This is a genomic window from Streptomyces sp. AJS327, from assembly GCF_013450295.1.
Classification (GTDB): Bacteria; Actinomycetota; Actinomycetes; order Streptomycetales; family Streptomycetaceae; genus Streptomyces.
This window is the reverse complement of the sequence record NZ_SKBR01000001.1, coordinates 1,430,257-1,455,524: the sequence shown is the minus strand read 5'-3', so window position 1 is coordinate 1,455,524 and position 25,268 is coordinate 1,430,257. Positions and strand designations below refer to the sequence as shown.

Here is a 25,268-nt window from a genome sequence, read left to right as displayed (position 1 = left end):
GCGCACGAGCCCTGCCGCTCACCTCGTGCTGCCGGGGCTCAGAGCTGGTTGCCGACGAAGACGGTCAGGTCGACGATGCGGTTGGAGTATCCCCACTCGTTGTCGTACCAGCCGACGATCTTGACCTGCTTGCCCTGCGCCATGGTCAGCAGCGAGTCGAAGACGCAGGAGGCCGGGAAGTTGACGATGTCGGAGGAGACGATCGGGTCCGCGGTGTACTCCAGGACTCCCTTGAGCTGCCCCTCGGCGGCCTTCTGGAAGACGGCGTTGATCTCGTCCCGGGTGACCTCGCGCTCCAGTTCCAGCACCAGGTCGGTGACGGAGCCCGTGGGCACCGGCACGCGCATCGCGATGCCGTCCAGCTTGCCCTTGAGCTGCGGGAGCACCAGCGCGGTCGCCTTGGCGGCGCCCGTCGTGGTCGGGATGATGTTCTCGGCGGCGGCGCGCGACCGGCGCAGGTCCTTGTGCGGGAAGTCCAGGATGCGCTGGTCGTTGGTGTAGGCGTGCACCGTCGTCATCAGGCCCTTGACGATGCCGAAGTTCTCCTCCATCACCTTGGCCATCGGCGCGACACAGTTGGTCGTGCACGAGGCGTTGGAGATGACGTTGTGCTTCGCCGGGTCGTACTGGTCCTCGTTGACGCCCATCACGACCGTGATGTCCTCGTCCTTGGCGGGGGCCGAGATGATGACCTTCTTCGCGCCCGCCTGGATGTGCTTCTCGGCGTCGGCCTTCTTGGTGAAGATGCCGGTGGACTCGATCACGATGTCGGCGCCCAGCTCGCCCCAGGGGATCTGCGCCGGGTCGCGCTCGGCCATCGTCCGGAAGGTCTGGCCGCCGACCGTGATGGTGTCGTCGGTGTGGCTGACGTCCTGCTGGAGACGGCCCAGGATGCTGTCGTACTTCAGCAGGTGCAGCAGCGTCGCGTTGTCGGTCAGGTCGTTGACACCGACGATCTCGATGTCCGCCCCCTGCTCCAGCAGCGCGCGGAAGAAGTTACGCCCGATGCGGCCGAAGCCGTTGATGCCTACGCGGATCGTCACGAACCGATCTCCTCGTTGGTGCGCCGGTAAGGACACCGGCGAAAGCTGTTTGGGATGTCCCCGACCACGTCCGACCCTACCGCGCGCGGATGAGGGAGGTGACATCGGCCGGAAGCGCCCGGCGCGGCGCACCGGAGCCGGTCCGCCGCGGCCCGGCAACCCCCGGGCGGCCGGGCCGTGTTGACCGCCGCGGGCCGATGTTCGGCCGCGGACGTCCGGCCGCCGACGCCCGGTGCTGGCCGGAGGCGGGACGGTACGCGTTGCCCACGCGCGCCGCCCGAAACCCCCTCGCGCCCCGCTTTCGCGGCGCGCCTCGGGCAACGGGCCGCGTCAGCCGACCATTTCCTCGGTGAGGCTGGCCTCGGTGCCGGGGATGCCCAGGTCCTGGGCGCGCTTGTCAGCCATCGCGAGGAGCCGCCGAATGCGCCCGGCCACCGCGTCCTTGGTGAGCGGCGGGTCGGCCAGCGCGCCCAGCTCCTCCAGGGACGCCTGCTTGTGCTCCATGCGCAGCCGGCCCGCCGCCGCGAGGTGTTCCGGCACCTCGTCGGCCAGGATCTCCAGCGCCCGCTGCACCCTCGCCCCGGCGGCCACCGCCGCCCGTGCCGAGCGGCGCAGGTTGGCGTCGTCGAAGTTGGCCAGGCGGTTCGCGGTCGCCCGCACCTCCCGGCGCATCCGCCGCTCCTCCCAGGCGAGCACCGACTCGTGCGCGCCGAGGCGCGTCAGCAGCGCGCCGATCGCGTCACCGTCCCGGACGACCACGCGGTCCACCCCGCGCACCTCCCGGGCCTTCGCCCCGACCTGGAGCCGCCGGGCCGCGCCGACCAGCGCCAGCGCGGCCTCCGGCCCCGGGCAGGTCACCTCCAGCGAGGAGCTGCGCCCGGGCTCGGTGAGCGAGCCGTGCGCCAGGAAGGCGCCGCGCCAGGCGGACTCGGCGTCGCAGGTGGCCCCCGACACCACCTGGGGTGGGAGGCCGCGGATGGGACGGCCCCGGCCGTCCACCAGTCCGGTCTGCCGGGCCAGTTGGTCACCGCCGCCGACCACGCGCACGACGTAGCGGCTGCCGCGCCGGAGGCCACCGGGCGCCATCACCACCAGGTCCGAGGAGTGGCCGAAGATCTCCAGGATGTCCTTGCGCAACCGCCGTGCGGCGATGCCGGTGTCGAGTTCCGCCTCGATCACGATCCGCCCACTCACCAGGTGCAGGCCGCCCGCGAAGCGCAGGATCGACGAGACCTCGGACTTCCGGCAGCAGGTCCGGGTGACGGGGAGCCGGGAGATCTCGTCCTTCACCGCAGCCGTCATCGCCATGGGCCGATCCTTCCATGCATCCGAAAAATACGGTCGTACGCGGCGGCCAGCAGCTCCGGGTCGTGCCGGGGCAGCCCGCCAGGGGCAGCCACCGGCGCCAGCTCGACCGTTGCCGCGAAGCGCTTCGCGGCTTCGCGTAGCGAATCCTGATCGGGCACGGCGGCCTGGTCGGCCAGCACCACGTCGAGGGTGAGTTTAGGGGCGTGTCGCGTCAAAACCTCCAAATGACGCTGCGGGGAGAAACCGGCGGTTTCGCCCGGTTGGGGCGCCAGGTTGAGCGAGAGCACCTTGCGGGCCTTCGTGTCGGTCAGCGCCTGGGCCAGCTCCGGCACCAGCAGGTGCGGGATCACCGAGGAGAACCAGGAGCCGGGGCCGAGCACCACCCAGTCCGCGTCGAGCACCGCGTTGACCGCCTCGGGGACGGCGGGCGGGTCGGCCGGCACCAGTTCGACGCGGCGCACCTCGCCGGGCGTGAGCGCGACGGTGGCCTGTCCGCACACCGTCGACAGCTCCCCGGGCAGCTCCGGGTCGTGTCCGCGCACCAGCGCCCGAAGCTCCAGCGGCACCGCGGACATGGGCAGCACGCGGCCGTGCGCGCCGAGCAACTTGCCGACCAGGTCCAGGGCTTGGACGTGGTCGCCGAGCTGCTCCCAGAGCGCGACGATCAGCAGGTTGCCCACCGCGTGGTCGTGGAGGTCGCCGCGGCTCTCGAAGCGGTGCTGGATGACCTCCGCCCAGGTGCGGCCCCAGTCGTCGTCCCCGCACAGCGCCGCCAGCGCCTTGCGCAGGTCGCCGGGGGGCAGGACACCCAGCTCGTCGCGGAGGCGCCCGCTGGAGCCGCCGTCGTCCGCCACGGTGACGACGGCGGTGAGGTCACCGGTGATCCGGCGCAGCGCGGTCAGCGAGGCGGACAGCCCCATGCCGCCGCCGAGCGCCACCACCTTGGGCTGTTTGCCCGCGGCGCCGGCCTTCCCCGCCTTCCCGGACCTGCCCAGCGCGCTTCCTCTGCCCCGCGCCCCGGGCGCGCCGACGAGGCGCCCCAGCCGGACGGTCCTGCGCGCCATACGACCTCACTCACGTCCCATATCCCGGTGCACGACGACGGTCTCCACGCCCTCGTCGGACAGCCTTCGCGCCAGTTTCTCGGATATCGCCACACTGCGGTGCTTGCCGCCGGTACAGCCGACGGCGATGGTCACGTACCGCTTGCCCTCACGCCGGTATCCGGCGGCGACGAGCTGGAGCAACTCCGTGTAGCGGTCCAGGAACTCCTTGGCCCCCGGCTGGTTGAGGACGTAGGCCGCCACCTCCTCGCTGGTGCCGGTGTAGGGGCGCAGCTCGGGAACCCAGTGCGGGTTGGGCAGGAAGCGGCAGTCGACCACCAGGTCGGCGTCGACGGGCAGACCGTACTTGTAGCCGAAGGACATCACGGTGGCCCGCAACTCGGGCTCCTCGTCCCCGGCGAACTGGGCGTCGAGTTTGGCCCGCAGCTCGTGGACGTTCAGGCTGGAGGTGTCGATCACCAGGTCGGCGTCGCCGCGCAGCTCCCGCAGCAGGGTCCGCTCGGCCTCGATGCCGTCCACGATCCGCCCGTCGCCCTGGAGCGGGTGCGGGCGGCGGACCGACTCGAACCGCCGCACCAGGGCGTCGTCCGAGGCCTCCAGGAACACGATGCGGCGCGCGACGCGCTTCGCCGCGAGGTCGGCGAGCGAGCCGCGGAGGTTGTCGAAGAAGTTCCGCCCGCGTACGTCCACGACCACCGCGATACGGGCCACGTTCCCCTGCGACCTGGCCCCGAGGTCGACCATGGTGGGGATCAGCTCGGGGGGCAGGTTGTCCACCACGAACCAGCCGAGGTCCTCCAGGCACTTGGCGGCCGTGCTGCGCCCGGCCCCCGACATCCCGGAGATGATCACAAGCTCGGGGATGGTCACCTCCGAGCCCTCCACCGGATTGGCCGTACTCACCTGTGCTCCGTCTCCACGTTCGTCCTCTGGCATCGTCATGTCCGCTCAGCCCCCGTCGTCATCCGCGGTGGCGGGGGCGGTGCGCTCCGTCGCGCCGGTCGCCCCCGGTCACCTCCCGAACACCGTCCGGTTCCCCCGGTCCCGTCCGGCTCAGCCGTCCTCTTCCACGATCTCACCGGTCGCCGTGTTCACCGCGGGCCCGGCGGGAGCGGCCCCGGCCAGCGCCGCGACGACCGTCTCGGCGGTCTTGCGGCCCACCCCCGGGACGGTGGTGATCTCGTCGACCGTGGCCGCGCGCAGCCGCTTGACCGAGCCGAAGTGTTTCAGCAGCGCCTTCTTACGACTCTCCCCCAGCCCGGGCACCGCGTCGAGCGGACCGGCGCGCAGCGCCTTGGCACGCTTTCCGCGCTGGTAGGTGATGGCGAAGCGGTGGGCCTCGTCCCGGACGCGCTGGAGGAAGTAGAGCCCCTCGCTGGTGCGGGGCAGCACCACCGGGTCCGTCTCGTGCGGCAGCCAGACCTCCTCCAGCCGCTTCGCGAGGCCGCAGACCGCCACGTCGTCTATCCCCAGCTCGTCCAGCGCGGAGCGGGCGGCGGCGACCTGCGGACGACCGCCGTCGACGACGATCAGCTGCGGCGGGTAGGCGAACTTCCGGGGCCTGCCGTCCTCGTCCCGGGCGGTGCGCGCCACCGGGGCCCGCTCCTCCCCCGCCGGGGAACCGGAGTCCGGGGCGGGGCCGGGCTCGGACGTGGGCCCGGGCTCGGGGGCGGGGGGCGCGGTGGCGTCCGCGGTCCCCTCGGGGACCGACCACTCACCGGTCCGCTGCCGCTCCTGGAGGTAGCGGCGGAAGCGGCGGCTGATCACCTCGTGCATCGCGCGGACGTCGTCCTGCCCGGCGAAGGAGCGGATCTGGAAGCGGCGGTACTCGCTCTTCCGCGCCAGCCCGTCCTCGAACACCACCATCGAGGCGACCACGTCCTCCCCCTGGAGGTGCGAGACGTCGAAGCACTCGACGCGCAGCGGGGCGGACTCCAGGTCCAGCGCCTCGGCGATCTCCTCCAGCGCCCGGGAGCGGGTGGTGAGGTCCGAGGCACGCTTGGTCTTGTGCAGGTTGAGCGCCTGCTCGGCGTTCCGCTGCACGGTCTCCATCAGGGCCCGCTTGTCGCCGCGCCGGGGCACCCGCAGACTCACGGCCGAGCCGCGGCGCTCGGCCAGCCAGCGCGCTATCGGCTGCGCGGCGTCCGCCGGGCGCTCCGGCTCCTCCAGGTGTCCCGGCTCCGCTGAGGCGGAGCCGTCCGGCGCCGCGCCCTCCCCGGCGGCCCCGTCCGGCGCGGTCCCGGCGGAGTCCGTCTCCGCCGACGCGGTCTCCTCCGGGGTCCCGGAGAACGAGGTGGCGGGCAGCACGGGGACCAGCACCTCCCGGGGCACGCCCCCGCTGCCGCCCTCGCCCTCGGTCTCGCCGCTCTCCTCGCCGTAGAGCTGTTGCAGGGCGTGCTCGACGAGTTCGGGGGCGCCGATGTCCTCCACCTTGTCGGTGACCCAGCCGCGCTGCCCGCGCACCCGGCCGCCGCGTACGTGGAAGATCTGCACGGCCGCCTCCAGCTCGTCCTCGGCGAGGGCGATGAGGTCGGCGTCGGTGCCGTCGGACAGCACGACGGCGTTCTTCTCCATCGCGCGGGTGAGGGCGTCGATGTCGTCGCGGATCCTGGCGGCCCGCTCGTACTCCATCTCCTCGGCCGCCTCCCGCATCCGCGCCTCCAGCCGCCGCAGGTAGGTGCCGGTGCGGCCGGCCATGAAGTCGCAGAACTCCTCGGCCAGTTCGCGGTGGTCCTCGGGGGAGATCCGGTCGACGCAGGGGGCGGAGCACTTGTCGATGTACCCCAGCAGGCAGGGGCGGCCGATCTGCGCGGAGCGCTTGAAGACCCCCGCCGAGCAGGTGCGGACGGGGAAGACCCGGAGCGTCAGGTCGACGGTCTCCCGGATGGCCCACGCCTGGCCGTACGGGCCGAAGTAACGCACACCCTTCCTCTTCTGACCGCGCATCACCTGCACGCGGGGGAAGCGCTCGTTCATGGTGACCGCGAGGTAGGGGTAGCTCTTGTCGTCGCGGTACTTGACGTTGAAGCGCGGCGCGAACTCCTGGATCCAGGAGTACTCCAGCTGGAGCGCCTCGACCTCCGTGTCCACCACGGTCCACTCGACGGAGGCGGCGGTGGTGACCATCGTGCGGGTGCGCGAGTGCAGGCCCGACAGGTCCTGGAAGTAGCTGGCGAGCCGCTGCCGCAGGCTCTTCGCCTTGCCGACGTAGATCACGCGCCGGTGCTCGTCACGGAAGCGGTAGACCCCCGGGGAGTCGGGGATCTGTCCCGGCTTGGGGCGGTAGCTGGAGGGGTCGGCCATGCCGACACCCTACGTCCGGGGACCGACGCCCCCTCCAGCCCTCGATCCCGGGCCTGTTCACCAGCCGCGCTCGCGCCACTCCCCGAGCTTGGGGCGCTCCGCGCCCACCGTGGTGTCACCGCCGTGGCCCGGATAGACCCACGCCTCGTCGGGCAGCCGGTCGAACAGCTTGGTCTCCACGTCGTTCAGCAGGGTGGTGAACGCCTCGGCGTCCCCCCAGGTGTTGCCCACCCCGCCGGGGAAGAGGCAGTCGCCGGTGAAGACGTGCGGGTGTCCCCGCGGGTCGTCGTAGACCAGCGCGATGGAGCCGGGGGTGTGCCCGGTGAGGTGGCGGGCGGTCAGCTCGACCTCGCCGACGCGCAGCGTGTCCCCGTCGGCCACCGGTACGTCGGTGGGCACCGGGATGCCCTCCACGTCGAACTCGCCCGCGTGGGTGCGCGCTCCGGTGGCGTCCACCACCTCGGACAGCGCCTGCCAGTGGTCGCCGTGCTGGTGGGTGGTGACGACGGAGGCGATGCCGTCCTTCCCGATGAGGTCCAGCAGCGTCCGGGGCTCGTTCGCCGCGTCGATCAGCAGCTGCTCGCCGGTGGCCCGGCAGCGCAGCAGGTACGCGTTGTTGTCCATGGGGCCGACCGCGACCTTGGAGATGATCAGGTGGGCCAGCTCGTGCACGTCGGCGGGGCCGCCGACCCGCACTGCTCCGGTGTACGTCATGGCGCCACCCTAGAGCGGCGGAAGCGCGGGCAGGGAACCCCGCACCCGCAGACTCCGGGTCCCGCCCCGGCCGGTGAGCCAGCCCAGCAGGGCGGCCGGGCTGCCGGAGACAGCCACCACCTCGCCGCCCGGAGCGCCCGTGCGGATCAGCGCGCCCTCCGAGCCGGTCCCCGCGCCCCCCGATCCAGGCCGCAGTTCGATGGCGGCCGCGATCCCCGGGTGCCCGGCGAACCGCTGGGCGAGCGCGGTGAGTTGCCGGTCGACGAAGTCCCGGGGCAGGTCGTCCACGTGGTAGCCGAGACCGAGGTCCACCCGGTGCAGCTCGACCTCCGCCCAGCGCCGGAAGGGCAGCCCCGACAGCCGGTCGGTGAGACCGCCGCGCAGCTCGACGGTGCGCCGCCAATCGGCCTCGGTCAGCTCCCCGAACGCCGCGTCCAGCCGCGCCGAGGCGGTGCGGACGTCCTCCAGCAGGGCGGCGAGGGGGCGGCCGGCGCCCCGCTCGATATCGTCGTCGCGCCGCGTCTCGCCGGCGTACATCGGGCGGCCGTTGACCAGGTTCACCAGGGCGTCGGCGTTCCGGGCCAGGTGGGTGAGGACGTGTCCCACCGTCCAGCCCGGCAGCAGCGAGGGCCTGCGCTCGACCGGCTCGGCGCCCGGGGGCCCCGCCCACCACGGCCGGGCGGCGCGGTCACGCTCCCCGGCGCCGGTGCGCCCGGGTCCGCCGCGGCCTCCGGTACTCCGGGCACCTCCGGTGGCTGCCGGATTACCGAGGTCCGCGGGGGCTGCCTGGGCTGTCGGGGCTGAGCGCTCCTCGGAGGGCGGGCTCAGCGCGGCCAGCAGGCGGCCGGTGGCCTCCCTGGCGCGCGCCGCGTCCTGGGCGGGCGGCATCGTGACCGTCATAACCGTCAACATAGCGCCCGCGAGGCCCATCCCACGGGCGAGTGAGGGCGATCGGTGGTGTGGTGTGCCGGGGAGCCGGTAAATCGAATGGGCGTGCTATAGAGTCGGTGGGGCGCTGGCTGGATCCACCGGGACACCCGGTCGGCGCCCCCCATACTCTTGGTCGGGGGCACCCGAACCGTCTCGGGAGTCCCGTTTTCTCACGAAAGGTGCCAACCGGCGTGGCCGACCGTCTTCTCGTCCGTGGCGCGCGCGAGCACAATCTGCGGAACGTCTCGCTCGACCTCCCCCGCGACTCGCTCATCGTCTTCACCGGTCTGTCGGGTTCGGGCAAGTCCTCGCTCGCCTTCGACACGATCTTCGCGGAGGGCCAGCGCCGCTACGTGGAGTCGCTGTCCTCCTACGCGCGGCAGTTCCTCGGGCAGATGGACAAGCCCGACGTGGACTTCATCGAGGGCCTCTCGCCCGCCGTCTCCATCGACCAGAAGTCGACCTCGCGCAACCCGCGCTCGACGGTCGGCACCATCACCGAGGTCTACGACTACCTCCGCCTGCTCTACGCCCGGATCGGCAGACCGCACTGCCCCGAGTGCGCGCGCCCGATCTCCCGGCAGTCGCCGCAGGCCATCGTGGACAAGGTGCTCGCGCTGGAGCCCGGCAGCCGTTTCCAGGTGCTCTCGCCGCTGGTCCGGGAGCGGAAGGGGGAGTTCGTCGACCTCTTCGCCGAGTTGCAGACCAAGGGGTACAGCCGCGCCCGGGTGGACGGGCGAACGGTGCAGCTCTCGGATCCGCCGAAGCTGAAGAAGCAGGAGAAGCACACCATCGAGGTGGTGGTCGACCGGCTCACGGTCAAGGAGAACGCCAAGCGGCGGCTCACCGACTCGGTGGAGACCGCGCTCGGCCTCTCCGGCGGCATGGTGATCCTGGACTTCGTCGACCTCGACGAGGACGACCCGCAGCGCGAGCGGATGTACTCCGAGCACCTCTACTGCCCGTACGACGACCTCTCCTTCGAGGAGCTGGAGCCGCGCAGCTTCTCCTTCAACTCCCCCTTCGGCGCCTGCCCGGAGTGCACCGGGATCGGCACCCGGATGGAGGTCGACCCCGACCTGATCGTTCCGGACGAGGAGAAGTCGCTCGACGAGGGCGCGCTCCACCCCTGGTCGCACGGGCACACCAGGGAGTACTTCGGGCGGCTGGTCAACGCCCTCTCGGACGCCCTCGGCTTCCGCACCGACATCCCGTGGGCCGGGCTGCCGCAGCGGGCGAAGAAGGCCCTGCTGCACGGGCACAAGACCCAGATCGAGGTGCGCTACCGCAACCGGTACGGCCGGGAGCGCGCGTACACCACCGCGTTCGAGGGCGTCGTGCCGTTCGTCCGGCGGCGCCACCAGGAGGCGGAGACCGACAGCAGCCGGGAGCGCTTCGAGGGGTACATGCGGGAGGTGCCCTGCCCCAGCTGCGAGGGGACCCGGCTCAAGCCGATCGTGCTCGCGGTCACGGTCCAGGGGAAGTCGATCGCGGAGATCGCCGCGATGTCCATCAGCGAGTGCGCGGACTTCCTGCTCGGCCTCCGGTTGGACGACCGCGAGAAGACCATCGCGGAGCGGGTGCTCAAGGAGGTCAACGAGCGGCTGCGCTTCCTGGTGGACGTCGGCCTGGACTACCTCTCCCTGAACCGCGCGGCGGGCACGCTCTCCGGTGGCGAGGCGCAGCGCATCCGGCTGGCCACGCAGATCGGCTCGGGCCTGGTCGGTGTGCTCTACGTCCTGGACGAGCCGTCGATCGGCCTCCACCAGCGCGACAACCACCGGCTGATCGAGACCCTGGTGCGCCTGCGCGACCTGGGCAACACGCTCATCGTCGTCGAGCACGACGAGGACACCATCAAGGCCTCCGACTGGGTCGTGGACATAGGGCCCGGCGCCGGGGAGCACGGCGGTCAGGTGGTGCACAGCGGCCCGTTGAAGGGGCTGCTGGCCAACCGGGCCTCGGCGACCGGGGACTACCTCTCCGGCCGGGCGGAGATCCCGGTCCCCACCGAGCGGCGGGCCCCCGAGCCGGGCCGGGAGCTGACGGTGGTCGGCGCCCGCGAGAACAACCTGCGGGACGTCGACGTCACCTTCCCGCTCGGCCTGTTCACCGCCGTCACCGGTGTCTCGGGGTCGGGCAAGTCGACCCTGGTCAACGACATCCTCTACACCCACCTCGCGCGGGAGCTGAACGGCGCGAAGTCGGTGCCGGGGCGGCACCGCAGGGTGGAGGGGGACGACCTGGTCGACAAGGTGGTCCACGTCGACCAGTCGCCGATCGGGCGCACCCCGCGCTCCAACCCGGCGACCTACACCGGCGTCTTCGACCACGTCCGGAAGCTCTTCGCGGAGACGACCGAGGCCAAGGTCCGCGGGTACCTGCCGGGCCGCTTCTCGTTCAACATCAAGGGCGGCCGGTGCGAGAACTGCTCCGGCGACGGCACGATCAAGATCGAGATGAACTTCCTGCCGGACGTCTACGTCCCCTGCGAGGTCTGCCACGGAGCGCGCTACAACCGGGAGACCCTGGAGGTGCACTACAAGGGCAAGTCCATCGCCGAGGTGCTCGACATGCCCATCGAGCAGGCGATGGACTTCTTCGAGGCGGTGCCCGCCATCTCCCGTCACCTGCGCACGCTGAACGACGTCGGTCTGGGCTACGTCCGGCTGGGCCAGCCAGCGCCCACCCTCTCCGGCGGTGAGGCGCAGCGGGTCAAGCTGGCCAGCGAGCTCCAGCGGCGGTCCACCGGCCGCACCGTCTACGTGCTGGACGAGCCGACCACCGGGCTGCACTTCGAGGACATCCGCAAGCTCATCGGGGTGCTGGACGGCCTGGTGGAGAAGGGGAACACCGTGCTCGTCATCGAGCACAACCTGGACGTGATCAAGACCGCCGACTGGGTGGTCGACCTCGGGCCCGAGGGCGGCAGCGGTGGCGGGACCCTGGTCGCCGAGGGCACCCCGGAGCAGGTCGCCGGGCTGCCCGCGAGCCACACCGGGAAGTTCCTCCGCGAGGTGCTGGGCAGCCGCGTCAGCGACGCCACCCAGCCCACCCGGGCGGGCGACGGCGCGGGGCGGGGCGGTGCGCGGAAGAGCGGTGCGAAGAAGGCGAGCGCTTCCGCGAAGGGGTCCGCGAAGGCGCCAGCGAAGGGTGCGCGGAGCGCCGGGCGGGCGGCGCCCAAGAAGCGCTGACCCGTGGCGGCCACCGGTCAGGGAGGACGTACAGTGCGGCGGATGACCACGAACGAACAGCACATCCCGCGCCGCACCATGCTGTGCGGCACCGCTCTGGCGGCGCTCGGCCTGACCGCGGCGGCCTGTTCCGGCCCCGCCGAGGACGACGGCGGGGACTCGAAGCGGGAGGGTCCGGAGGGCGAGATCCGGCTCGGGGCGGCGAGCGCCGTCCCGGTCGGCGGCGCGAAGCTGTACGCGGCGGAGAAGGTGCTGGTCGCGCAGGTGAAGAAGGACGAGTTCACCGCCTTCAGCGCGGTCTGCACGCACCAGAGCAATCCGCTGGGCGGCGTGGAGGGCAAGGAGGCGAGCTGCCCACGACACGGCAGCCGCTTCCGCGTCGACTCCGGCGAGGTGACGCGCGGCCCGGCGACGGCTCCGCTGCGGAAGCTGCCGGTCAGCGTGGAGAAGGACGGCACGCTGCTCGTCCGGCCCAGCGCCTGACCGGGGGCTCGCGCCCACCGCCCGGACGGGCCCCTGGCCGCCTCCCCGCCCGCACCGCCCGCCCGGCTCGCGTTCCTCCGGGCCTCCGTTCCGCCCGCCTCCGCTCCCATCCGGCAGCGGTGGCGGGCGGCCGTCGTTCGGGCGGCGCCGGGTGCGTCCCGTGGGGTCGCGGAGCGCGGGCTGGGTCCGGTCCGGTCCGGGCCCGCGCGGCCCCAACGGCCTGAACCGCCTGAACCACCTGAACCACCTGAACCACCTGAACCACCTGAACCACCTGAACCACCTGAACGGAGCCTCTCGGCCTGCCCGGCGCGCGGTGACCGAAACCCCGGGAGCCCTCGGCCACCTGGCGGGTTCTTACGGCCGATGGCGGGTTCGTGCCGTGTTCACCTCCGTCATCTGGTGCCTCTCACACCCTCCTTGGGAATCTGTGGGAACCGTGTGGAGATCGCATGGTGAACCCGTTTTTGTGGGGGTTGATGTGACGGAATCGCACCACAGCACAGGACGGCGCGGAGGACGGCACAGACAGGGCGCCCGGGCTCTGCTCGGCGCGGTGGTGACCACGGCGGTCGCCCTCGGCCTCACCCCGGCCGCGCAGGCGGCGCCGGGGGCGGCCCCGGCCCGGCAGCAGCCCGGGCCGGTGGCGGCGGCGCCCGGATCGTCCGCCGGGGAGTTGCCACGGCGCCCCCGGGCGCTCCCGGGCGACGAGGGGATGGAGCTGTCCCGCACCACCCGCCCGGTGGCGCCCGGCACCACGCTCACCTCCTTCGACCGGCTGCGCCCCGACGCCTGGCTGCGTGCCGACGCGCTGAGCGTGGACCTCGGGGGCGGCACGGAGGGCACGCGGACCGACTACCTCTCCTCCGGGGAGGTCTCCACGCCGCGGAAGGTGAGTGACCTGGCCGCCGGGCACGACCCGGGTGAGGGCCGTCGCACGGTCGCGGCCCTCAACGCGGACTTCTTCGACATCAACGAGACGGGCGCGCCGCTGGGTCCCGGCGTCCGGGACGGCGAGGCGACCCACTCCCCCGCGCCGGACGTCTCGGAGGCCGTGGGGATCGGCCCGGGCGCCGCGGGCCGGGTCCTCGACCTGTACTTCGAGGGCGGCCTGACGCTGCCGGACGGCAAGCGGAAGCTGGACGGCCACAACGCGGCCGACGTTCCGGAGGACGGCGTGGGCGCGTACGACACGCGCTGGGGCACCGCCGACCGCGCGCTGACCACCGACGGCGCCGCCGAGGCGGTCGAGGTCGTGGTGGAGGACGGCGCGGTCACCACCACGGCGCGGAAGCCCGGCGAGGGCGCCATCCCGAAGGACAGCACGGTGCTGGTGGGGCGCGGCGCGGGCGCGAGGGCGCTGTCGGCGCTGCGCGCCGGGGACCGGGTGAGCTGGGAGTACCGGGTGCGCACCGACGGCGGCCCGGTGCCGCGCACCGCCGTCGGCGGCCGGGGGCTGCTGGTGGTCGACGGGAAGCCGCAGGACTGGGAGGGCAGGCCGAACAACGCGGCGGCCCCGCGCACCGCCGTCGGCTTCTCCGCGGACGGCGGGACGATGCACGTCCTCACCGTGGACGGGCGGCAGGCGGCCTCCGGCGGGGTGACGCTCACCGAACTCGGGCGGCTGATGAAGGAGTTGGGGGCGCACAACGCGCTCAACCTGGACGGTGGCGGCTCCTCCACGCTGCTCGCCCGGGAGCCGGGCGCGGAGAAGCCCCAGCTGGAGAACTCCCCGTCGGACGGCGAGGAGCGGAAGGTGCCGAACGGCATCGCGCTGACCGCGCCCGAGGGCAGCGGGCGGCTCACCGGCCTCTGGGTCGAGACGGCCATCGACCCGGACCGGGCGCCCACGGCGGACAACGTGCCGGGCGGCCACCCCGAGCGGGTCTTCCCGGGGCTCACCCGGAGGCTGACGGCGGCCGGTCACGACGAGACGTACGGCCCGGCTCCCGCCCGGCCCGGCTGGCACACCGCCCGGGGGAACGTGGGCACGGTGGACGCGGAGGGGGTGTTCCACGCCCGCCGCTCCGGAGAGGTGGAGGTGACGGCCCGGCAGGGCGAGGCCACGGGATCGACGCGGCTGTCCGTCCTGGGTGAGCTGGACCGGGTGCGCCCGACGAGCGACCGGGTGGGGCTCGCCGACGCCTCGGACACCGGCTCCTTCGGGGTGACCGGGTTCGCCGCCGACGGCAGCAGCGCCCCGATCGACCCCGCCGACGTCCAACTGGAGTACGACAAGCGGCTGTTCACCATCGCGCCGGACCGTGACCGGGAGGCGGGGGCCTTCACCGTCCGGGCCGGTGCCGGGCGGAAGTCGGCCTCCGGAACGGTGACCGTCACGGTGCGGGGGAAGAGCGCCCAGCTGGCGGTCACCGTCGGCCTGCGCGACCAGGGGCTCGCCGAGTTCGAGGACGCCGACGACTGGGAGTTCAGCGCCGCGCGGGCGTCCGGCTCGCTCTCCGCCGACCCGGACGGACGGAACGGCCAGGGGCTCCGGCTCCGCTACGACTTCAGCGAGTCGACGGCGACCCGGGCCGCCTACGCCGCCCCGCCGGAACCCCTGCCGATCAGCGGCCAGCCGCGCTCCCTCACGCTGTGGATCAAGGGGGACGGGCGCGGGGCCTGGCCCTCCCTCCAGGTGCGGGACGCCACCGGGGCCGCGCACGCCCTCCGCGCCCCGCACGTCGACTGGGAGGGCTGGCGGCAGGTCACCTTCGAGGTGCCGGACGGCACCGCGTACCCACTGCGTGTCGACCGCTTCTACCTCGCCGAGACCCGGGCCGCCGAGCGGTACGCCGGTGAGGTCACCGTCGACGGCCTGGTGGCGCGCACCCCACCCGACGCCCAGCTGCCCGAACTGAGCCGCCCCCGGGACCGGTTGATCTCCACGGCGGCCGATGTGGACGGGCGGGACTGGCGGTTCGCGGTCCTCTCGGACGCGCAGTTCGTCGCACGGGAGCCGGACAGCGAGGCGGTGCGGCAGGCGCGCCGCACGCTCCGGGAGATCCGCGCCGCCGCGCCGGACTTCGCCGTCATCAACGGCGACCTGGTGGACGAGGGGTCGCCCGAGGACCTGGCCTTCGCCCGGCGTCTGCTGGAGGAGGAGCTGGGAGACGCCGTGCCCTGGTACTACGTCCCGGGCAACCACGAGGTGATGGGCGGATCGACCGAGGAGTTCGTGAGGGAGTTCGGTCCGGCGCGCCGGACCTTCGACCACCGGGGGACCCGGTTCATCACCCTGGACACCTCCTCCCTGACGCTGCGCGGCGGTGGTTACGAGCAGTACCGCGAGCTGCGGCGACAGTTGGACGCGGCGGGGCGGGACCGTTCGGTCGACTCGGTCGCGGTGATCTCACACGTGCCGCCCCGGGACCCGGCGCCGCCGCACGCCAGCCAGCTCACCGACCGGATGGAGGCGGACCTGCTGGAGGACTGGCTCGGCGACTTCCGGGCGCGCAGCGGCAAGGGCGCCGCGTTCATCGGCGCGCACACCGGCTTCTTCGACGCCTCGCGGGTGAACGGGGTCCCGTACCTGATCAACGGCAACGCGGGGAAGGCCCCGGCCACGGCGGCCGACGAGGGCGGCTTCACCGGCTGGTCGCTGGTCGGCGTCGACCGGAAGGCGCCGCGCGGCGGGGACTGGCTCGCCGTGCGGACCCGTGCCCATGTGGACGGGCTCACCCTCACCGCACCGGAGCGGCTGCGGGCCGGTGCGCGGGGTGAGGCGTCGGCCGAGGTGCTCCAGGGCGAGGGGAAAGCGACCCGGAAGGTACCGGTCAACTGGCCGCTCAGCGGCGACTGGTCGGGCTCGCGGGGGCTCTGCGTGAAGAACGGCGGCGCGGGCGCGGGCACGGTCACGCCGGGGAAGGGCGGCTGTGTGGCCACCTACCGGCCGGACTCCGGGAAGCTCGTCGCCCACCGGCCGGGGACGGTCACGCTGAGCGTGGAGGTCAACGGCGAGCGGGCCGAGCGGACGATCCGCGTGGTGCGCTGAGCGCCCCGAGCAACGGGGGACGGCGCCCGGCCGGGGAACTCCCGGCCGGGCGCCGTCGCGTCACCGTGTCGGCGCGGGCCGCTTCAGGAACCCACTCCGGCGTGCTCCCGGTCGGCCTCGGCGCGCTCCCGCTCCCGGCGGGAGGCGAGCAGCGAGGTGACCGTCGTGACCAGCAGCACCCCGAAGATCACGCTCAGCGAGACGGGGATGCTGATCTGCGGGACGTGCACCCCGGTCTCGTGCAGGGCGTGGAGCACCAGCTTGACGCCGATGAAGCCGAGGATCACCGAGAGCCCGTAGGACAGGTGCACCAGCTTCCGCAGCAGTCCGCCGATCAGGAAGTACAGCTGCCGCAGCCCCATCAGCGCGAAGGCGTTCGCGGTGAAGACGAGGTACGGGTCCTGGGTCAGCCCGTAGATCGCGGGGATGGAGTCCAGCGCGAAGAGCACGTCCGTGCTGCCGATCGCCAGCATCACGATCAGCATCGGCGTCATCAGCCGCCTGCCGTTCTCCCGGACGAATAGCCGCGTGCCGTGGTACTCGTCGGTGGAGGGGACGCGGCGCTGGACCAGCCGCAGGAAGCGGTTGCCCTCGTACGGCTCCTCCTCGCGACGGGCGTCCCGGATGAGCTTCCAGGCCGTCCAGACGAGGAAACCGCCGAAGAGGAAGAAGACCCAGGAGAAGGCGGAGATCATCGCGGCGCCCGCGGCGATGAACACGGCGCGCAGCACCAGCGCGATCAGCACCCCCACCATCAGCACCCGCTGCTGGTAGATGGAGGGAACGGCGAACTTCGCCATGATCAGCACGAAGACGAAGAGGTTGTCGACGCTGAGGGACTTCTCGGTGACGAAGCCCGCGAAGAACTCCCCGGAGGGGGTGGCTCCGCCGAAGAGGTAGACGCCGAGGCCGAAGAGCCCGGCGAGCACGACCCAGACCGTGGTCCAGATTCCGGCCTCCCGCAGGGAGACCTCATGCGGCTTCCGGCCGCCGACGAAGAAGTCGACGGCTATCAAGGCACAGAGACCAACAATGGTCAACGCCCATACGGGCAGGGATACATCCACGAGACAGCCCCTCCGGCTTGCGTACACGCATCGCCGGAGGTCTCTTCCGCCCGGGGCGCCAACGGCACCGGACCGACGCCCCGGGACCGGTCATGTTCGGCCCGTACTGACGAGACGCCGCGTGGTGGGAATACTCCCCTCCGCACCCAGAACAGTAAAGCAGAACCAAGGAAAGGTAAAGCCCCGGCCAAGCACCCGCCCTCCTGCGGGAACTCGGGCCGTCCGTGCCGGGCCCGGCCGTCAGCTCCCGGGCCCGGCACGGCGAAGGGCCGGTGCCGCGCCCGCACGGAGCGACGGCACCGGCCCACCGGCACGCGGTCAGTGCCCGTACGCCTCCCGGGCCGCCGCCACCTTGCGCAGCACCGACAGCAGGACCTCGCTGCCCTCCGGCGGGAGCGGCGGCTCGTACGTCCAGGCGTGCCCCACCCAGGGGTCGGCGAGGTGGTCGTCCGGCACCGGGCTCAGCCGCAGCAGCGTCCGCCACAGCGGATCCAGCACCGGGCCGTAGGCCCGCGCGTCCTCCCGGTCCGCGACCATCAGCAGGTTGACGCCGACGGCCGGGCCCTCGTCAGCGAGGTAGCGGAGCTGGGTGACCGCCCGGTCGTCGAAGCCGTGCGGGAAGTCGTGTACCACCAGCAGCTGTTCGGCGGTGTCCAGATCCGGCGGCAGGGAGTCCGTCGCCCCGCTGCGCACCGCCATCTGCACCAGGTCCACCCGCCGCGTCAGCTTCTCCAGCGTCTGCCGGACGCCCTCCGGGCCGGGCACCGGCAGCTCGCGCAGCGCCCCCGAACCCAGCAGCGGGGCGAGCGACTCGGCCGCCGAACCCGCGGGGTCGATGATGTGCACGGTGAAGTCCCCGACCGGGTTGACGGCGAGCAGCCGCGCCACGATCGCGGTCGCGGTGTGCCCCGCCAGGCGGCGCAGCTCCCCGGAGTCCACCAGCGAGGACTCCACACCGCTGCCCCGCCCGCTGTCGATCCACAGCCCCCGCTCCAGCGGCAGCCGCACCAGCATCGGGATCCGCAGCAGTGCGCTCTCACCGAGGCTGAGGTCGCCAAGCCGCATCGCCATCGGCGACTCCATGGGCACCCGGTACCCCTGCCAGCAGGGGTTGTCCCAGCGGGCGAAGGCGTGCGGCAGCGCGGGCTCCACCACCTCGGACTCGGCCATCAGCTGCGCCACGTCCCGCTCCAGGACCGCGCGCGCCTCGTCCACCAGCCGGTTGTGCTTGGCCCGCGCCTCGGTCCGCGCCGCGTCGGCCGCGTCCCCGACCCTGCTGCGCGGATCGGAGAGCACCTTGTCCAGCTCCTGCTCCATCCGCGACTCGGCGAAGTCGACGGCCGAGCGGTACGCGGCGGTGGACCGGGCCAGGTCCTCGAACATGCCCCAGACCTGGTTGTACAGCCGCTCCTCCGGCGACCACCCCGGGGCGTCGCCCGCGACGGGCTGGTGCTGACCGGCCTGCCCCGCGCCGCCCCCGCCGGGCGCCGCCGTCGTCTCCGGCGCGGGGGCGGTGCGCGGGTCCGGGCCGGAGGGCCGGGGCTCCGCCTTCTTCCGCCGGGGGTGCTGGTAGTTGATCGGGCCGCCGGACGCCGGGGCCGCGCCCCGTCCCGTGGTGTCCGGTTCCGCGCCGCCGGGTTCCGTGGTGTGCGCGGACTCCCCCGCCGGTGAACCGGACGGCCCCGCCGCGGAGTTCGGCGATCCGGTCCGCGGGTCGACGGTACGCGGATCGACGGCGCCGCGCGCCCCGCCGACGGTGGCCCCGCGCCGGGCGCGGTCGCCCTCGGAGCGCGGGGGCGGTGCCACTGACCGCGCCATGCCCGCCGCCACCGCCTCGTTGATGGTGGTGGCCAGCACCTCGGCCTGCGGCAGACCCTGGTCCGCCAGCATCGCCGCCAGACCACCCGCGTACCCCTGGCCGACGGCCCGCACCTTCCAGGCGTCGTTCCTGCGGTACAGCTCCAGCGCCACGACGGCGGACTCCTCGGTCAGCTCGATCACCGTGTAGCTGGCGATCTCGGTGCCGTCGAGCCCCGTCACGGCGACGAAGGGGGAGGCGAGCGTGGCGAACGTGGCCGGGCCACCGACCCCCGTCGGGAGCGCCAGCAGGACGTTGACCCGGTGGACGGCCTCGGGCAGCGCCTCTAGGTCCACCGCGAGCCGGTGGTCGGCCGCGGCCTGACGCGGCACCTCCAGCCCGGGGAGGTTCGGCCGCGCCGGATGCGCTATCCAGTCCGGCTCTCTCATCAGGCCCCGCTCGTCGTTGAGCGTGGCCCCGGCCACCACGGGCTTGCCGGTCGAGATCCGGATCTCCAGTCGTCTCGCTGGCAGCGGGTGGTTCTGCCCGCGGACCAGTTCGGCCGTCATCGTCGTGCGCCCCTCCCCAGAGCTGCTGTGCTGTCGTGCCGTGCCCGGCGCCGCGGCGCCGGTCCACCGGTGGCGGACGGGATCAGAGGTGCGGCTGGATGGTCGGCATCAGGTCCTGGAAGGTACGGCCGTTGGCCGCACTGCCGATGGCGGCCATCTGCCAGCCGCTGCCCTGCCGGGCCACCTTGGCCATGATCTGCGCGGTGTACTCCCCGCCGCCGTCCAGCGTGTAGCGGGCCAGCTCCTGCCCGTTGCTCTCGTCCACCAGGCGGCAGAAGGCGTTCTCCACCTCCGCGAAGGTCTGCCCGGTGAAGGAGTTGACGGTGAAGACGATCTGGTCGATGTGGACCGGGACCCGCTGGAGGTCCACCATGATCGCCTCGTCGTCGCCGCCCTGCCCGACGCCGCCGACCAGGTTGTCGCCGGTGTGCTTCACGGAGCCGTCGTCGCTCACCAGGTGCCGGAAGAACACCACGTCCACCGGCTGCTTGTCGGCGAAGAGCACCGCCGAGGCGTCCAGGTCGATCTCCTTGGAGCGCTTGCCGAACAGCCCGCGCCGCGGCGCCGCCTTCCAGCCGAGCCCCATCCGCACGGCGGTCAGCGTCCCCCCGTCACTCTTCTGAAGGTTGATCGCCTGGCCCTTGGACAGGTTGATCGTCACGTGTGTCCCCTCTCACGGTCCTACCCGCCGCCACTCCGCCGACGGCGTCACGGACGGCAACACTACGCATGCACGGGGAGCCGCCGACCGGTCCACCCCGGGTTTGTGTCGTTCTTGCAACACTCCACGCCGCGGGGTTTCACCGCACTGAGCAGGAACGGCCTCCCGGTCAGCGCAGCCCCGCCTCGCGCATCTGCCGCAGCTCCCTCTTGAGTTCGGAGACCTCGTCCCGTAGGCGGGCCGCCACCTCGAACTGGAGGTCCGCCGCGGCGGCCCGCATCCGCTCCGTCAAGTCCTCGATGGTCTCGGCCAGTTCGGCGGCCGGACGGTCGGTCGCCGCGACCGGGCCCCGGTCCTTCCGCCCCGCCCTGCCGGCCGTGGACGGCGACTTCGCCGGGGTGGGCGCCCTGCCCTTGCCGGTCTCCGTCTCCTTGCGGTAGCCGGTGCCGAGCAGTTCGCCGGTGTCGATGTCCTCGCGGATCATGTCCGCGACGATGTCCCCGATCTTCTTACGGAGCGGCTGCGGATCGATGCCGTGCTCCCGGTTGTACTCGATCTGCCGGGCCCGGCGGCGGTTGGTCTCCTCGATGGCCTGCTCCATCGCCGGGGTGCTCTTGTCGGCGTACATGTGCACCTGGCCGGAGACGTTCCGCGCGGCCCGCCCGATGGTCTGGATCAGGGTGGTGCCCGAGCGCAGGAAGCCCTCCTTGTCCGCGTCGAGGATGGCGACCAGTGACACCTCGGGCAGGTCCAGCCCCTCCCGCAGCAGGTTGATGCCGACCAGGACGTCGAACTCGCCCATCCGCAGCTCCCGCAGCAGCTCGACCCGGCGCAGGGTGTCGACGTCGCTGTGCAGGTAGCGGACCTGGATGCCGAGTTCGACGAAGTAGTCCGTCAGGTCCTCGGCCATCTTCTTGGTGAGCGTGGTGACCAGGATCCGCTCGTCCTTCTCGACCCGGGTGCGGATCTCGTGCACCAGGTCGTCGATCTGGCCCTCGGTCGGCTTCACCACGACCTCCGGGTCGACCAGGCCGGTGGGCCGGATGATCTGCTCGACGTACCCGTCGGAGCGGGACAGCTCGTACTGCCCGGGGGTGGCCGAGAGGTAGACCGTCTGCCCGACGCGCTCCAGGAACTCCTCCCACTTCAGCGGGCGGTTGTCGATCGCGGAGGGCAGCCGGAAGCCGTGCTCGACCAGGGTGCGCTTCCGGGCGGCGTCGCCCTCGTACATCGCGCCGATCTGCGGGACCGTCTGGTGCGACTCGTCGATCACCAGCAGGAAGTCGTCCGGGAAGAAGTCGAGCAGGGTGTGCGGCGCGGACCCGGGCTCCCGGCCGTCGATGTGCCGGGAGTAGTTCTCGATCCCCGAGCAGGTGCCGATCTGCCGCATCATCTCGATGTCGTAGGTGGTGCGCATCCGCAGCCGCTGGGCCTCCAGCAGCTTGCCCCGCTTCTCCATCGCGGCCAGCTGCTCCGTCAGCTCCGCCTCGATGGTGCCGATGGCGCGCTCCATGCGCTCCGGGCCCGCCACGTAGTGCGAGGCGGGGAAGACGTACAGCTGCTGGTCGTCGCTGATGACCTCGCCGGTGAGCGGGTGCAGGGTGGAGAGCGCCTCGACCTCGTCCCCGAACATCTCGATGCGCACCGCCAGCTCCTCGTACACCGGGAAGATCTCCACGGTGTCGCCGCGCACCCGGAAGGTGCCGCGGGTGAAGGAGACGTCGTTACGCGTGTACTGCATCTCGACGAAGCGGCGCAGCAGCACCTCGCGGTCGATCTCCTGGCCGACGCTGAGCGGCACCATCCGCTCGACGTACTCCTCGGGGGTGCCCAGGCCGTAGATGCAGGACACCGAGGCGACCACCACCACGTCCCGCCGGGTGAGCAGGGAGTTGGTGGCGCTGTGCCGGAGCCGCTCGACCTCGTCGTTGATCGAGGAGTCCTTCTCGATGTAGGTGTCCGTCTGCGGGACGTACGCCTCGGGCTGGTAGTAGTCGTAGTACGAGACGAAGTACTCCACCGCGTTGTTCGGCAGCAGCTCGCGGAACTCGGTGGCGAGCTGCGCGGCGAGCGTCTTGTTCGGCGCCATGACCAGCGTGGGCCGCTGGAGCTTCTCGATCATCCAGGCGGTGGTGGCGGACTTTCCGGTACCCGTGGCCCCGAGCAGCACGACATCCTTCTCGCCGCCGCTGACCCGCCGCTCCAGCTCGGTGATGGCGGTCGGCTGATCGCCGCTGGGCTGGTACGGGCTGACCACCTCGAAGGGGGCCACGGTGCGCTGGATCTCGGTATGGGGCCGCATGCATCCACCGTACGGCTCAGCACTGACATCGGCCGTCGAGGCCGGAGGGAGGCCGGAGCCCGGCCGACGACGACCCGACGGCGACCGCGCCGGGATCGCGTACCCCCGTGCGCACAGGTGCGCGGACGGTCACCGGACTTCGCGAATTCAACTGACGGCCACGTGATTCCTGCTTCGCCGTATCGGCTCTCAGGGAAGCTCTTCGCAGTCCGTGCACGAATCATCGCGAGGAGTCACACATGTCGATGCGCCTTGCCGTGGTCGCCCTCAGCGGAGGCCTCCTGGGCATGTCCGCGCTCGTCCTGTCCACCGCCCCCGCGGCCCACGCCGCCCCCTCCGCACCGGCCACCGCCCGGCTCCCGGACCCCACCGCCGGGCCCGGCGGTCAGGGGTCCCGCACCCCGCTCGTCGTCGCCCACCGGGGAGCCTCCGGCTACGCCCCGGAGAACACCCTCGCCGCTGTCGACAAGGCCGACCAGCTCGGCGTCGACTGGGTGGAGAACGACGTCCAGCGCACCAAGGACGGTGAGCTGATCGTGATGCACGACGCCACCCTCGACCGCACGACCGACGTGGAGGAGGTCTTCCCCGGCCGGGCCCCGTGGAAGGTCAGCGACTTCACCTCCCGGGAGATCGCCCGGCTGGACGCCGGCTCCTCGTTCAGCGAGGCGTACGCCGGTGAGCGGGTACCCACCCTCCGGCAGTTCCTCGACCGGCTGGAGCGGAACGGCCAGCGGCTGCTGCTGGAGCTGAAGGTGCCCGCGCAGTACCCCGGGATCGAGGGCCAGACCCTGCGGGCACTGGACCGGGCGGGATGGCTCGACGGACGGGCGGCCAGCCGGCTGGTCATCCAGAGCTTCGACGCCTCGGCCGTCAAGACCGTGCACAACCTGCGGCCCGCCGTGCGGACGGGCTACCTCGGCAATCCGGAGGCGGCCGAGCTCCCCGGCTACGCCCAGTTCGTCGACCAGATCAACCCCCGGCACTCCGCGGTGACCAAGGAGTACGTGCGCCAGGTGCAGCGGGTGCGCGGCGCGCACGGGAACCGGCTGGAGGTCAACACCTGGACGGTGGACGACGACAGCACGGCCCGGCAGGTCCTGGCCGCCGGGGTGGACGGCATCATCTCCAACAAGCCCGACGTCGCGCTGCGCGCCATCCGCGGCTGAGCCTCGCCCCGGTCGCGCGCCAGCACCGTCCCCGTACACGCCGACGGGCGTCACCGCCCGGTGCGCCACCGGCCCGCCCGCCCCGGGGACCAGCCGGGCGCGGGCGGGCAACCGGACCGGCTGTCGGTGCCGCCCCGTACGGTGGCGCCATGGCAGAGACACCGAGCCCCGCCCCCGGGGACCCCGTCTGTTCCTGGACGCCGCTGGACTCCCCCGTGGGGCCGCTGCTGCTCGCCGCGACCGGGGAGGGCCTCGTCCTGGTCACCTTCCACGCCGACGCCCGCCGGAGAGAGCACGCTCTCGCCCGGCTGACGGACCACCTCGGCGCCACCCCGGTCCACGCCCGGACCCCGTCCGGCCATCTGGCGACGGCCGTCGCCGAGCTGTCCGCGTACTTCCGGGGCGAGCTGCGGGACTTCACCGTCCCCCTGGACTGGTCGCTCTCCGGGGGCTTCAACGCCCGGGTGCTGCGCGAACTCGCCACCTCCGTGCCGTACGGCGCCACCACCGGGTACCAGGACCTCGCCCACCGGGTCGGGGAGCCGGGGGCCGCGCGGGCGGTGGGGGTGGCGATGGGCTCGAACCCGCTGCCCGTCGTCGTGCCCTGCCACCGGGTCGTGGAGAGCGGCGGCGGCATCGGCGGGTTCGGGGGAGGTCTGGAGACCAAGCGCACCCTGCTCGCCCTGGAGGGGCTGCTTCCGCGGCCGCTGTTCTGAGCCACGGGCGGCCCGGCCGACCGGGCCGCCGGCTCGCCGCCGGGCTTCCCACCCGCTGACCGGCTTCCGGCCGCCCGGCGTCCACCGGGCGGCCGCCACGGCTACGGCGTGTACACCTGGTAGGAGACGCAGCGGCGGCCGCCGAAGCGCCCGGCCGCCATCTCCACGCCCCGGGTGACGATGGACCGCGCGTACGCCACCGGATCGTCGCCGCTCAGTCCGGTGATGTAGGCGCGGTGCTCCGCCAGCGAGGCCACCGCCCTCTCGATCGCCGGATCGCCCACCTCGGTGGCGTGCGTCGCGTACGGCGAGGCGGCGACCGCGACCCAGCGCGTCCCACCCCACGGCTCCAGACCGCCCTCGCCCAGCTGCTCGGGGAAGATCCAGCGGTTGCCCGCGTCACCGACCGCGTCCAGCAGCGACCGGCCGACGGCCCGGTGGTCCGGGGTGTTCCAGCTGGTCCCACCCCAGGAGTCGTGGTGGTTGATGGTGAGGACCAGCTCCGGCCGGACCTCGCGGAGCACCGCGGCCAGGTCCCGGCGGAGCGCCGTACCCTCCTCGATCACCCCGTCCCGGTGGTCCAGGAACCGTACGTCCGAGACGCCGACCGCGGCCGCGCTCGCCCGCTGCTCGGCCTCCCTGATCGCGGCGCACTCGGCCGGACCGATCCCGTCGATCCCCGCCTCGCCCCGGGTCACCAGCGCGTAGACCACGCGCTTGCCCCGCCCGGTCCAGGTGGCCACCGCCGCCGCGGCGCCGTACTCCAGGTCGTCCGGGTGCGCGACCACCGCCAGCGCGCACTGCCAGTCCTCCGGCAGCGCCGCCAGCGGCTCCTCCCGTTCGCTGCTCATGTGACTCCGATCCGCGCGTCAGACGGCCGGGCTCCCCGGCCCCACGGCCCGGGCCCTCCGGCGGCGCACCGCCCGTGGCCCGGTTCCCTTCCAGGGGCCGCC

17 protein-coding genes are annotated in these 25,268 nt (G+C 72.9%); 5 read left to right on the top strand and 12 right to left on the bottom strand.

Going from position 1 to position 25,268, the window contains the following annotated elements; translation table 11 throughout:
- Positions 1 to 38: 38 nt before the first annotated feature.
- The 7 genes from gap to E0L36_RS05795 all read right to left on the bottom strand — a co-directional run bounded on the left by gap (position 39) and on the right by E0L36_RS05795 (position 8,332).
- Positions 39 to 1,043, bottom strand: a complete 1,005-nt coding sequence (gap, locus tag E0L36_RS05825) for a type I glyceraldehyde-3-phosphate dehydrogenase (protein WP_180927745.1) — start codon at positions 1,041 to 1,043, stop codon at positions 39 to 41.
- Between the two features lie 330 nt (positions 1,044 to 1,373).
- Positions 1,374 to 2,351: a DNA-binding protein WhiA gene (gene whiA, locus E0L36_RS05820; RefSeq protein WP_180927744.1), complete on the bottom strand. Its 978-nt coding sequence runs from the start codon at positions 2,349 to 2,351 to the stop codon at positions 1,374 to 1,376.
- Positions 2,342 to 3,415, bottom strand: coding sequence for a uridine diphosphate-N-acetylglucosamine-binding protein YvcK (gene yvcK, locus E0L36_RS05815; protein WP_180927743.1), 1,074 nt, complete (start codon positions 3,413 to 3,415; stop codon positions 2,342 to 2,344). Before yvcK ends, whiA begins: the two co-directional genes overlap by 10 nt.
- Before the next feature lie 6 nt (positions 3,416 to 3,421).
- Positions 3,422 to 4,357 (bottom strand): RNase adapter RapZ, encoded by a 936-nt coding sequence (gene rapZ, locus E0L36_RS05810; RefSeq protein WP_180927742.1) that lies wholly within the window; start codon positions 4,355 to 4,357, stop codon positions 3,422 to 3,424.
- Between the two features lie 111 nt (positions 4,358 to 4,468).
- Positions 4,469 to 6,718, bottom strand: coding sequence for an excinuclease ABC subunit UvrC (gene uvrC, locus E0L36_RS05805; protein WP_180927741.1), 2,250 nt, complete (start codon positions 6,716 to 6,718; stop codon positions 4,469 to 4,471).
- A 57-nt stretch (positions 6,719 to 6,775) separates the two neighbouring features.
- The gene (locus E0L36_RS05800) at positions 6,776 to 7,432 is read right to left on the bottom strand and encodes an MBL fold metallo-hydrolase (RefSeq protein ID WP_180927740.1); all 657 of its coding nucleotides are present in this window, start codon (positions 7,430 to 7,432) and stop codon (positions 6,776 to 6,778) included.
- Positions 7,433 to 7,441: 9 nt separating this feature from the next.
- On the bottom strand, positions 7,442 to 8,332 hold the full coding sequence (locus E0L36_RS05795) for a maleylpyruvate isomerase family mycothiol-dependent enzyme (RefSeq protein WP_258015910.1): 891 nt from the start codon (positions 8,330 to 8,332) through the stop codon (positions 7,442 to 7,444).
- Positions 8,333 to 8,553: 221 nt separating this feature from the next.
- Here E0L36_RS05795 and uvrA point away from each other — a divergent pair, with 221 nt between their 5' ends.
- The 3 genes from uvrA to E0L36_RS05780 all read left to right on the top strand — a co-directional run bounded on the left by uvrA (position 8,554) and on the right by E0L36_RS05780 (position 16,033).
- Positions 8,554 to 11,556 (top strand): excinuclease ABC subunit UvrA, encoded by a 3,003-nt coding sequence (uvrA, locus tag E0L36_RS05790; RefSeq protein ID WP_180927739.1) that lies wholly within the window; start codon positions 8,554 to 8,556, stop codon positions 11,554 to 11,556.
- A 42-nt stretch (positions 11,557 to 11,598) separates the two neighbouring features.
- A complete protein-coding gene (locus E0L36_RS05785) occupies positions 11,599 to 12,039 on the top strand; it encodes a Rieske (2Fe-2S) protein (protein WP_258015909.1) in 441 nt (146 codons plus the stop codon).
- Between the two features lie 559 nt (positions 12,040 to 12,598).
- Positions 12,599 to 16,033: a phosphodiester glycosidase family protein gene (locus E0L36_RS05780; protein ID WP_374705509.1), complete on the top strand. Its 3,435-nt coding sequence runs from the start codon at positions 12,599 to 12,601 to the stop codon at positions 16,031 to 16,033.
- Positions 16,034 to 16,116: 83 nt separating this feature from the next.
- Here E0L36_RS05780 and E0L36_RS05775 read toward each other — a convergent pair whose 3' ends face one another.
- The 4 genes from E0L36_RS05775 to uvrB all read right to left on the bottom strand — a co-directional run bounded on the left by E0L36_RS05775 (position 16,117) and on the right by uvrB (position 22,430).
- Positions 16,117 to 17,100, bottom strand: a complete 984-nt coding sequence (locus tag E0L36_RS05775) for a TerC family protein (protein WP_180927738.1) — start codon at positions 17,098 to 17,100, stop codon at positions 16,117 to 16,119.
- 318 nt (positions 17,101 to 17,418) lie between these two features.
- On the bottom strand, positions 17,419 to 19,467 hold the full coding sequence (locus tag E0L36_RS05770) for a TerD family protein (RefSeq protein ID WP_180927737.1): 2,049 nt from the start codon (positions 19,465 to 19,467) through the stop codon (positions 17,419 to 17,421).
- An 82-nt stretch (positions 19,468 to 19,549) separates the two neighbouring features.
- The gene (locus E0L36_RS05765) at positions 19,550 to 20,128 is read right to left on the bottom strand and encodes a TerD family protein (protein WP_180927736.1); all 579 of its coding nucleotides are present in this window, start codon (positions 20,126 to 20,128) and stop codon (positions 19,550 to 19,552) included.
- A 169-nt stretch (positions 20,129 to 20,297) separates the two neighbouring features.
- Positions 20,298 to 22,430, bottom strand: a complete 2,133-nt coding sequence (uvrB, locus tag E0L36_RS05760; protein ID WP_180927735.1) for an excinuclease ABC subunit UvrB — start codon at positions 22,428 to 22,430, stop codon at positions 20,298 to 20,300.
- 239 nt (positions 22,431 to 22,669) lie between these two features.
- On the opposite strand from uvrB, the gene E0L36_RS05755 reads away from it, so the two are divergent.
- Both E0L36_RS05755 and E0L36_RS05750 read left to right on the top strand, forming a co-directional pair.
- The gene (locus tag E0L36_RS05755) at positions 22,670 to 23,599 is read left to right on the top strand and encodes a glycerophosphodiester phosphodiesterase family protein (RefSeq protein ID WP_180927734.1); all 930 of its coding nucleotides are present in this window, start codon (positions 22,670 to 22,672) and stop codon (positions 23,597 to 23,599) included.
- Positions 23,600 to 23,748: 149 nt separating this feature from the next.
- Positions 23,749 to 24,315 (top strand): methylated-DNA--[protein]-cysteine S-methyltransferase, encoded by a 567-nt coding sequence (locus tag E0L36_RS05750; RefSeq protein WP_180927733.1) that lies wholly within the window; start codon positions 23,749 to 23,751, stop codon positions 24,313 to 24,315.
- Positions 24,316 to 24,416: 101 nt separating this feature from the next.
- Here the strand turns inward: E0L36_RS05750 and E0L36_RS05745 are convergent, their stop codons facing one another.
- On the bottom strand, positions 24,417 to 25,166 hold the full coding sequence (locus E0L36_RS05745; protein ID WP_180927732.1) for a PIG-L deacetylase family protein: 750 nt from the start codon (positions 25,164 to 25,166) through the stop codon (positions 24,417 to 24,419).
- Between the last annotated feature and the right edge of the window lie 102 nt (positions 25,167 to 25,268).

What these genes read in the sequence shown, in the direction of transcription:
- whiA (WP_180927744.1), bottom strand. Translation starts at nt 2,351, where the DNA reads ATGGCGATGACGGCTGCGGTGAAGGACGAGATCTCCCGGCTCCCCGTC.
- yvcK (WP_180927743.1), bottom strand. Translation starts at nt 3,415, where the DNA reads ATGGCGCGCAGGACCGTCCGGCTGGGGCGCCTCGTCGGCGCGCCCGGG.
- rapZ (WP_180927742.1), bottom strand. Translation starts at nt 4,357, where the DNA reads ATGACGATGCCAGAGGACGAACGTGGAGACGGAGCACAGGTGAGTACG.
- uvrC (WP_180927741.1), bottom strand. Translation starts at nt 6,718, where the DNA reads ATGGCCGACCCCTCCAGCTACCGCCCCAAGCCGGGACAGATCCCCGAC.
- E0L36_RS05800 (WP_180927740.1), bottom strand. Translation starts at nt 7,432, where the DNA reads ATGACGTACACCGGAGCAGTGCGGGTCGGCGGCCCCGCCGACGTGCAC.
- E0L36_RS05795 (WP_258015910.1), bottom strand. Translation starts at nt 8,332, where the DNA reads ATGACGGTCACGATGCCGCCCGCCCAGGACGCGGCGCGCGCCAGGGAG.
- E0L36_RS05785 (WP_258015909.1), top strand. Translation starts at nt 11,599, where the DNA reads ATGACCACGAACGAACAGCACATCCCGCGCCGCACCATGCTGTGCGGC.
- E0L36_RS05770 (WP_180927737.1), bottom strand. Translation starts at nt 19,467, where the DNA reads ATGACGGCCGAACTGGTCCGCGGGCAGAACCACCCGCTGCCAGCGAGA.
- uvrB (WP_180927735.1), bottom strand. Translation starts at nt 22,430, where the DNA reads ATGCGGCCCCATACCGAGATCCAGCGCACCGTGGCCCCCTTCGAGGTG.
- E0L36_RS05755 (WP_180927734.1), top strand. Translation starts at nt 22,670, where the DNA reads ATGTCGATGCGCCTTGCCGTGGTCGCCCTCAGCGGAGGCCTCCTGGGC.
- E0L36_RS05750 (WP_180927733.1), top strand. Translation starts at nt 23,749, where the DNA reads ATGGCAGAGACACCGAGCCCCGCCCCCGGGGACCCCGTCTGTTCCTGG.
- E0L36_RS05745 (WP_180927732.1), bottom strand. Translation starts at nt 25,166, where the DNA reads ATGAGCAGCGAACGGGAGGAGCCGCTGGCGGCGCTGCCGGAGGACTGG.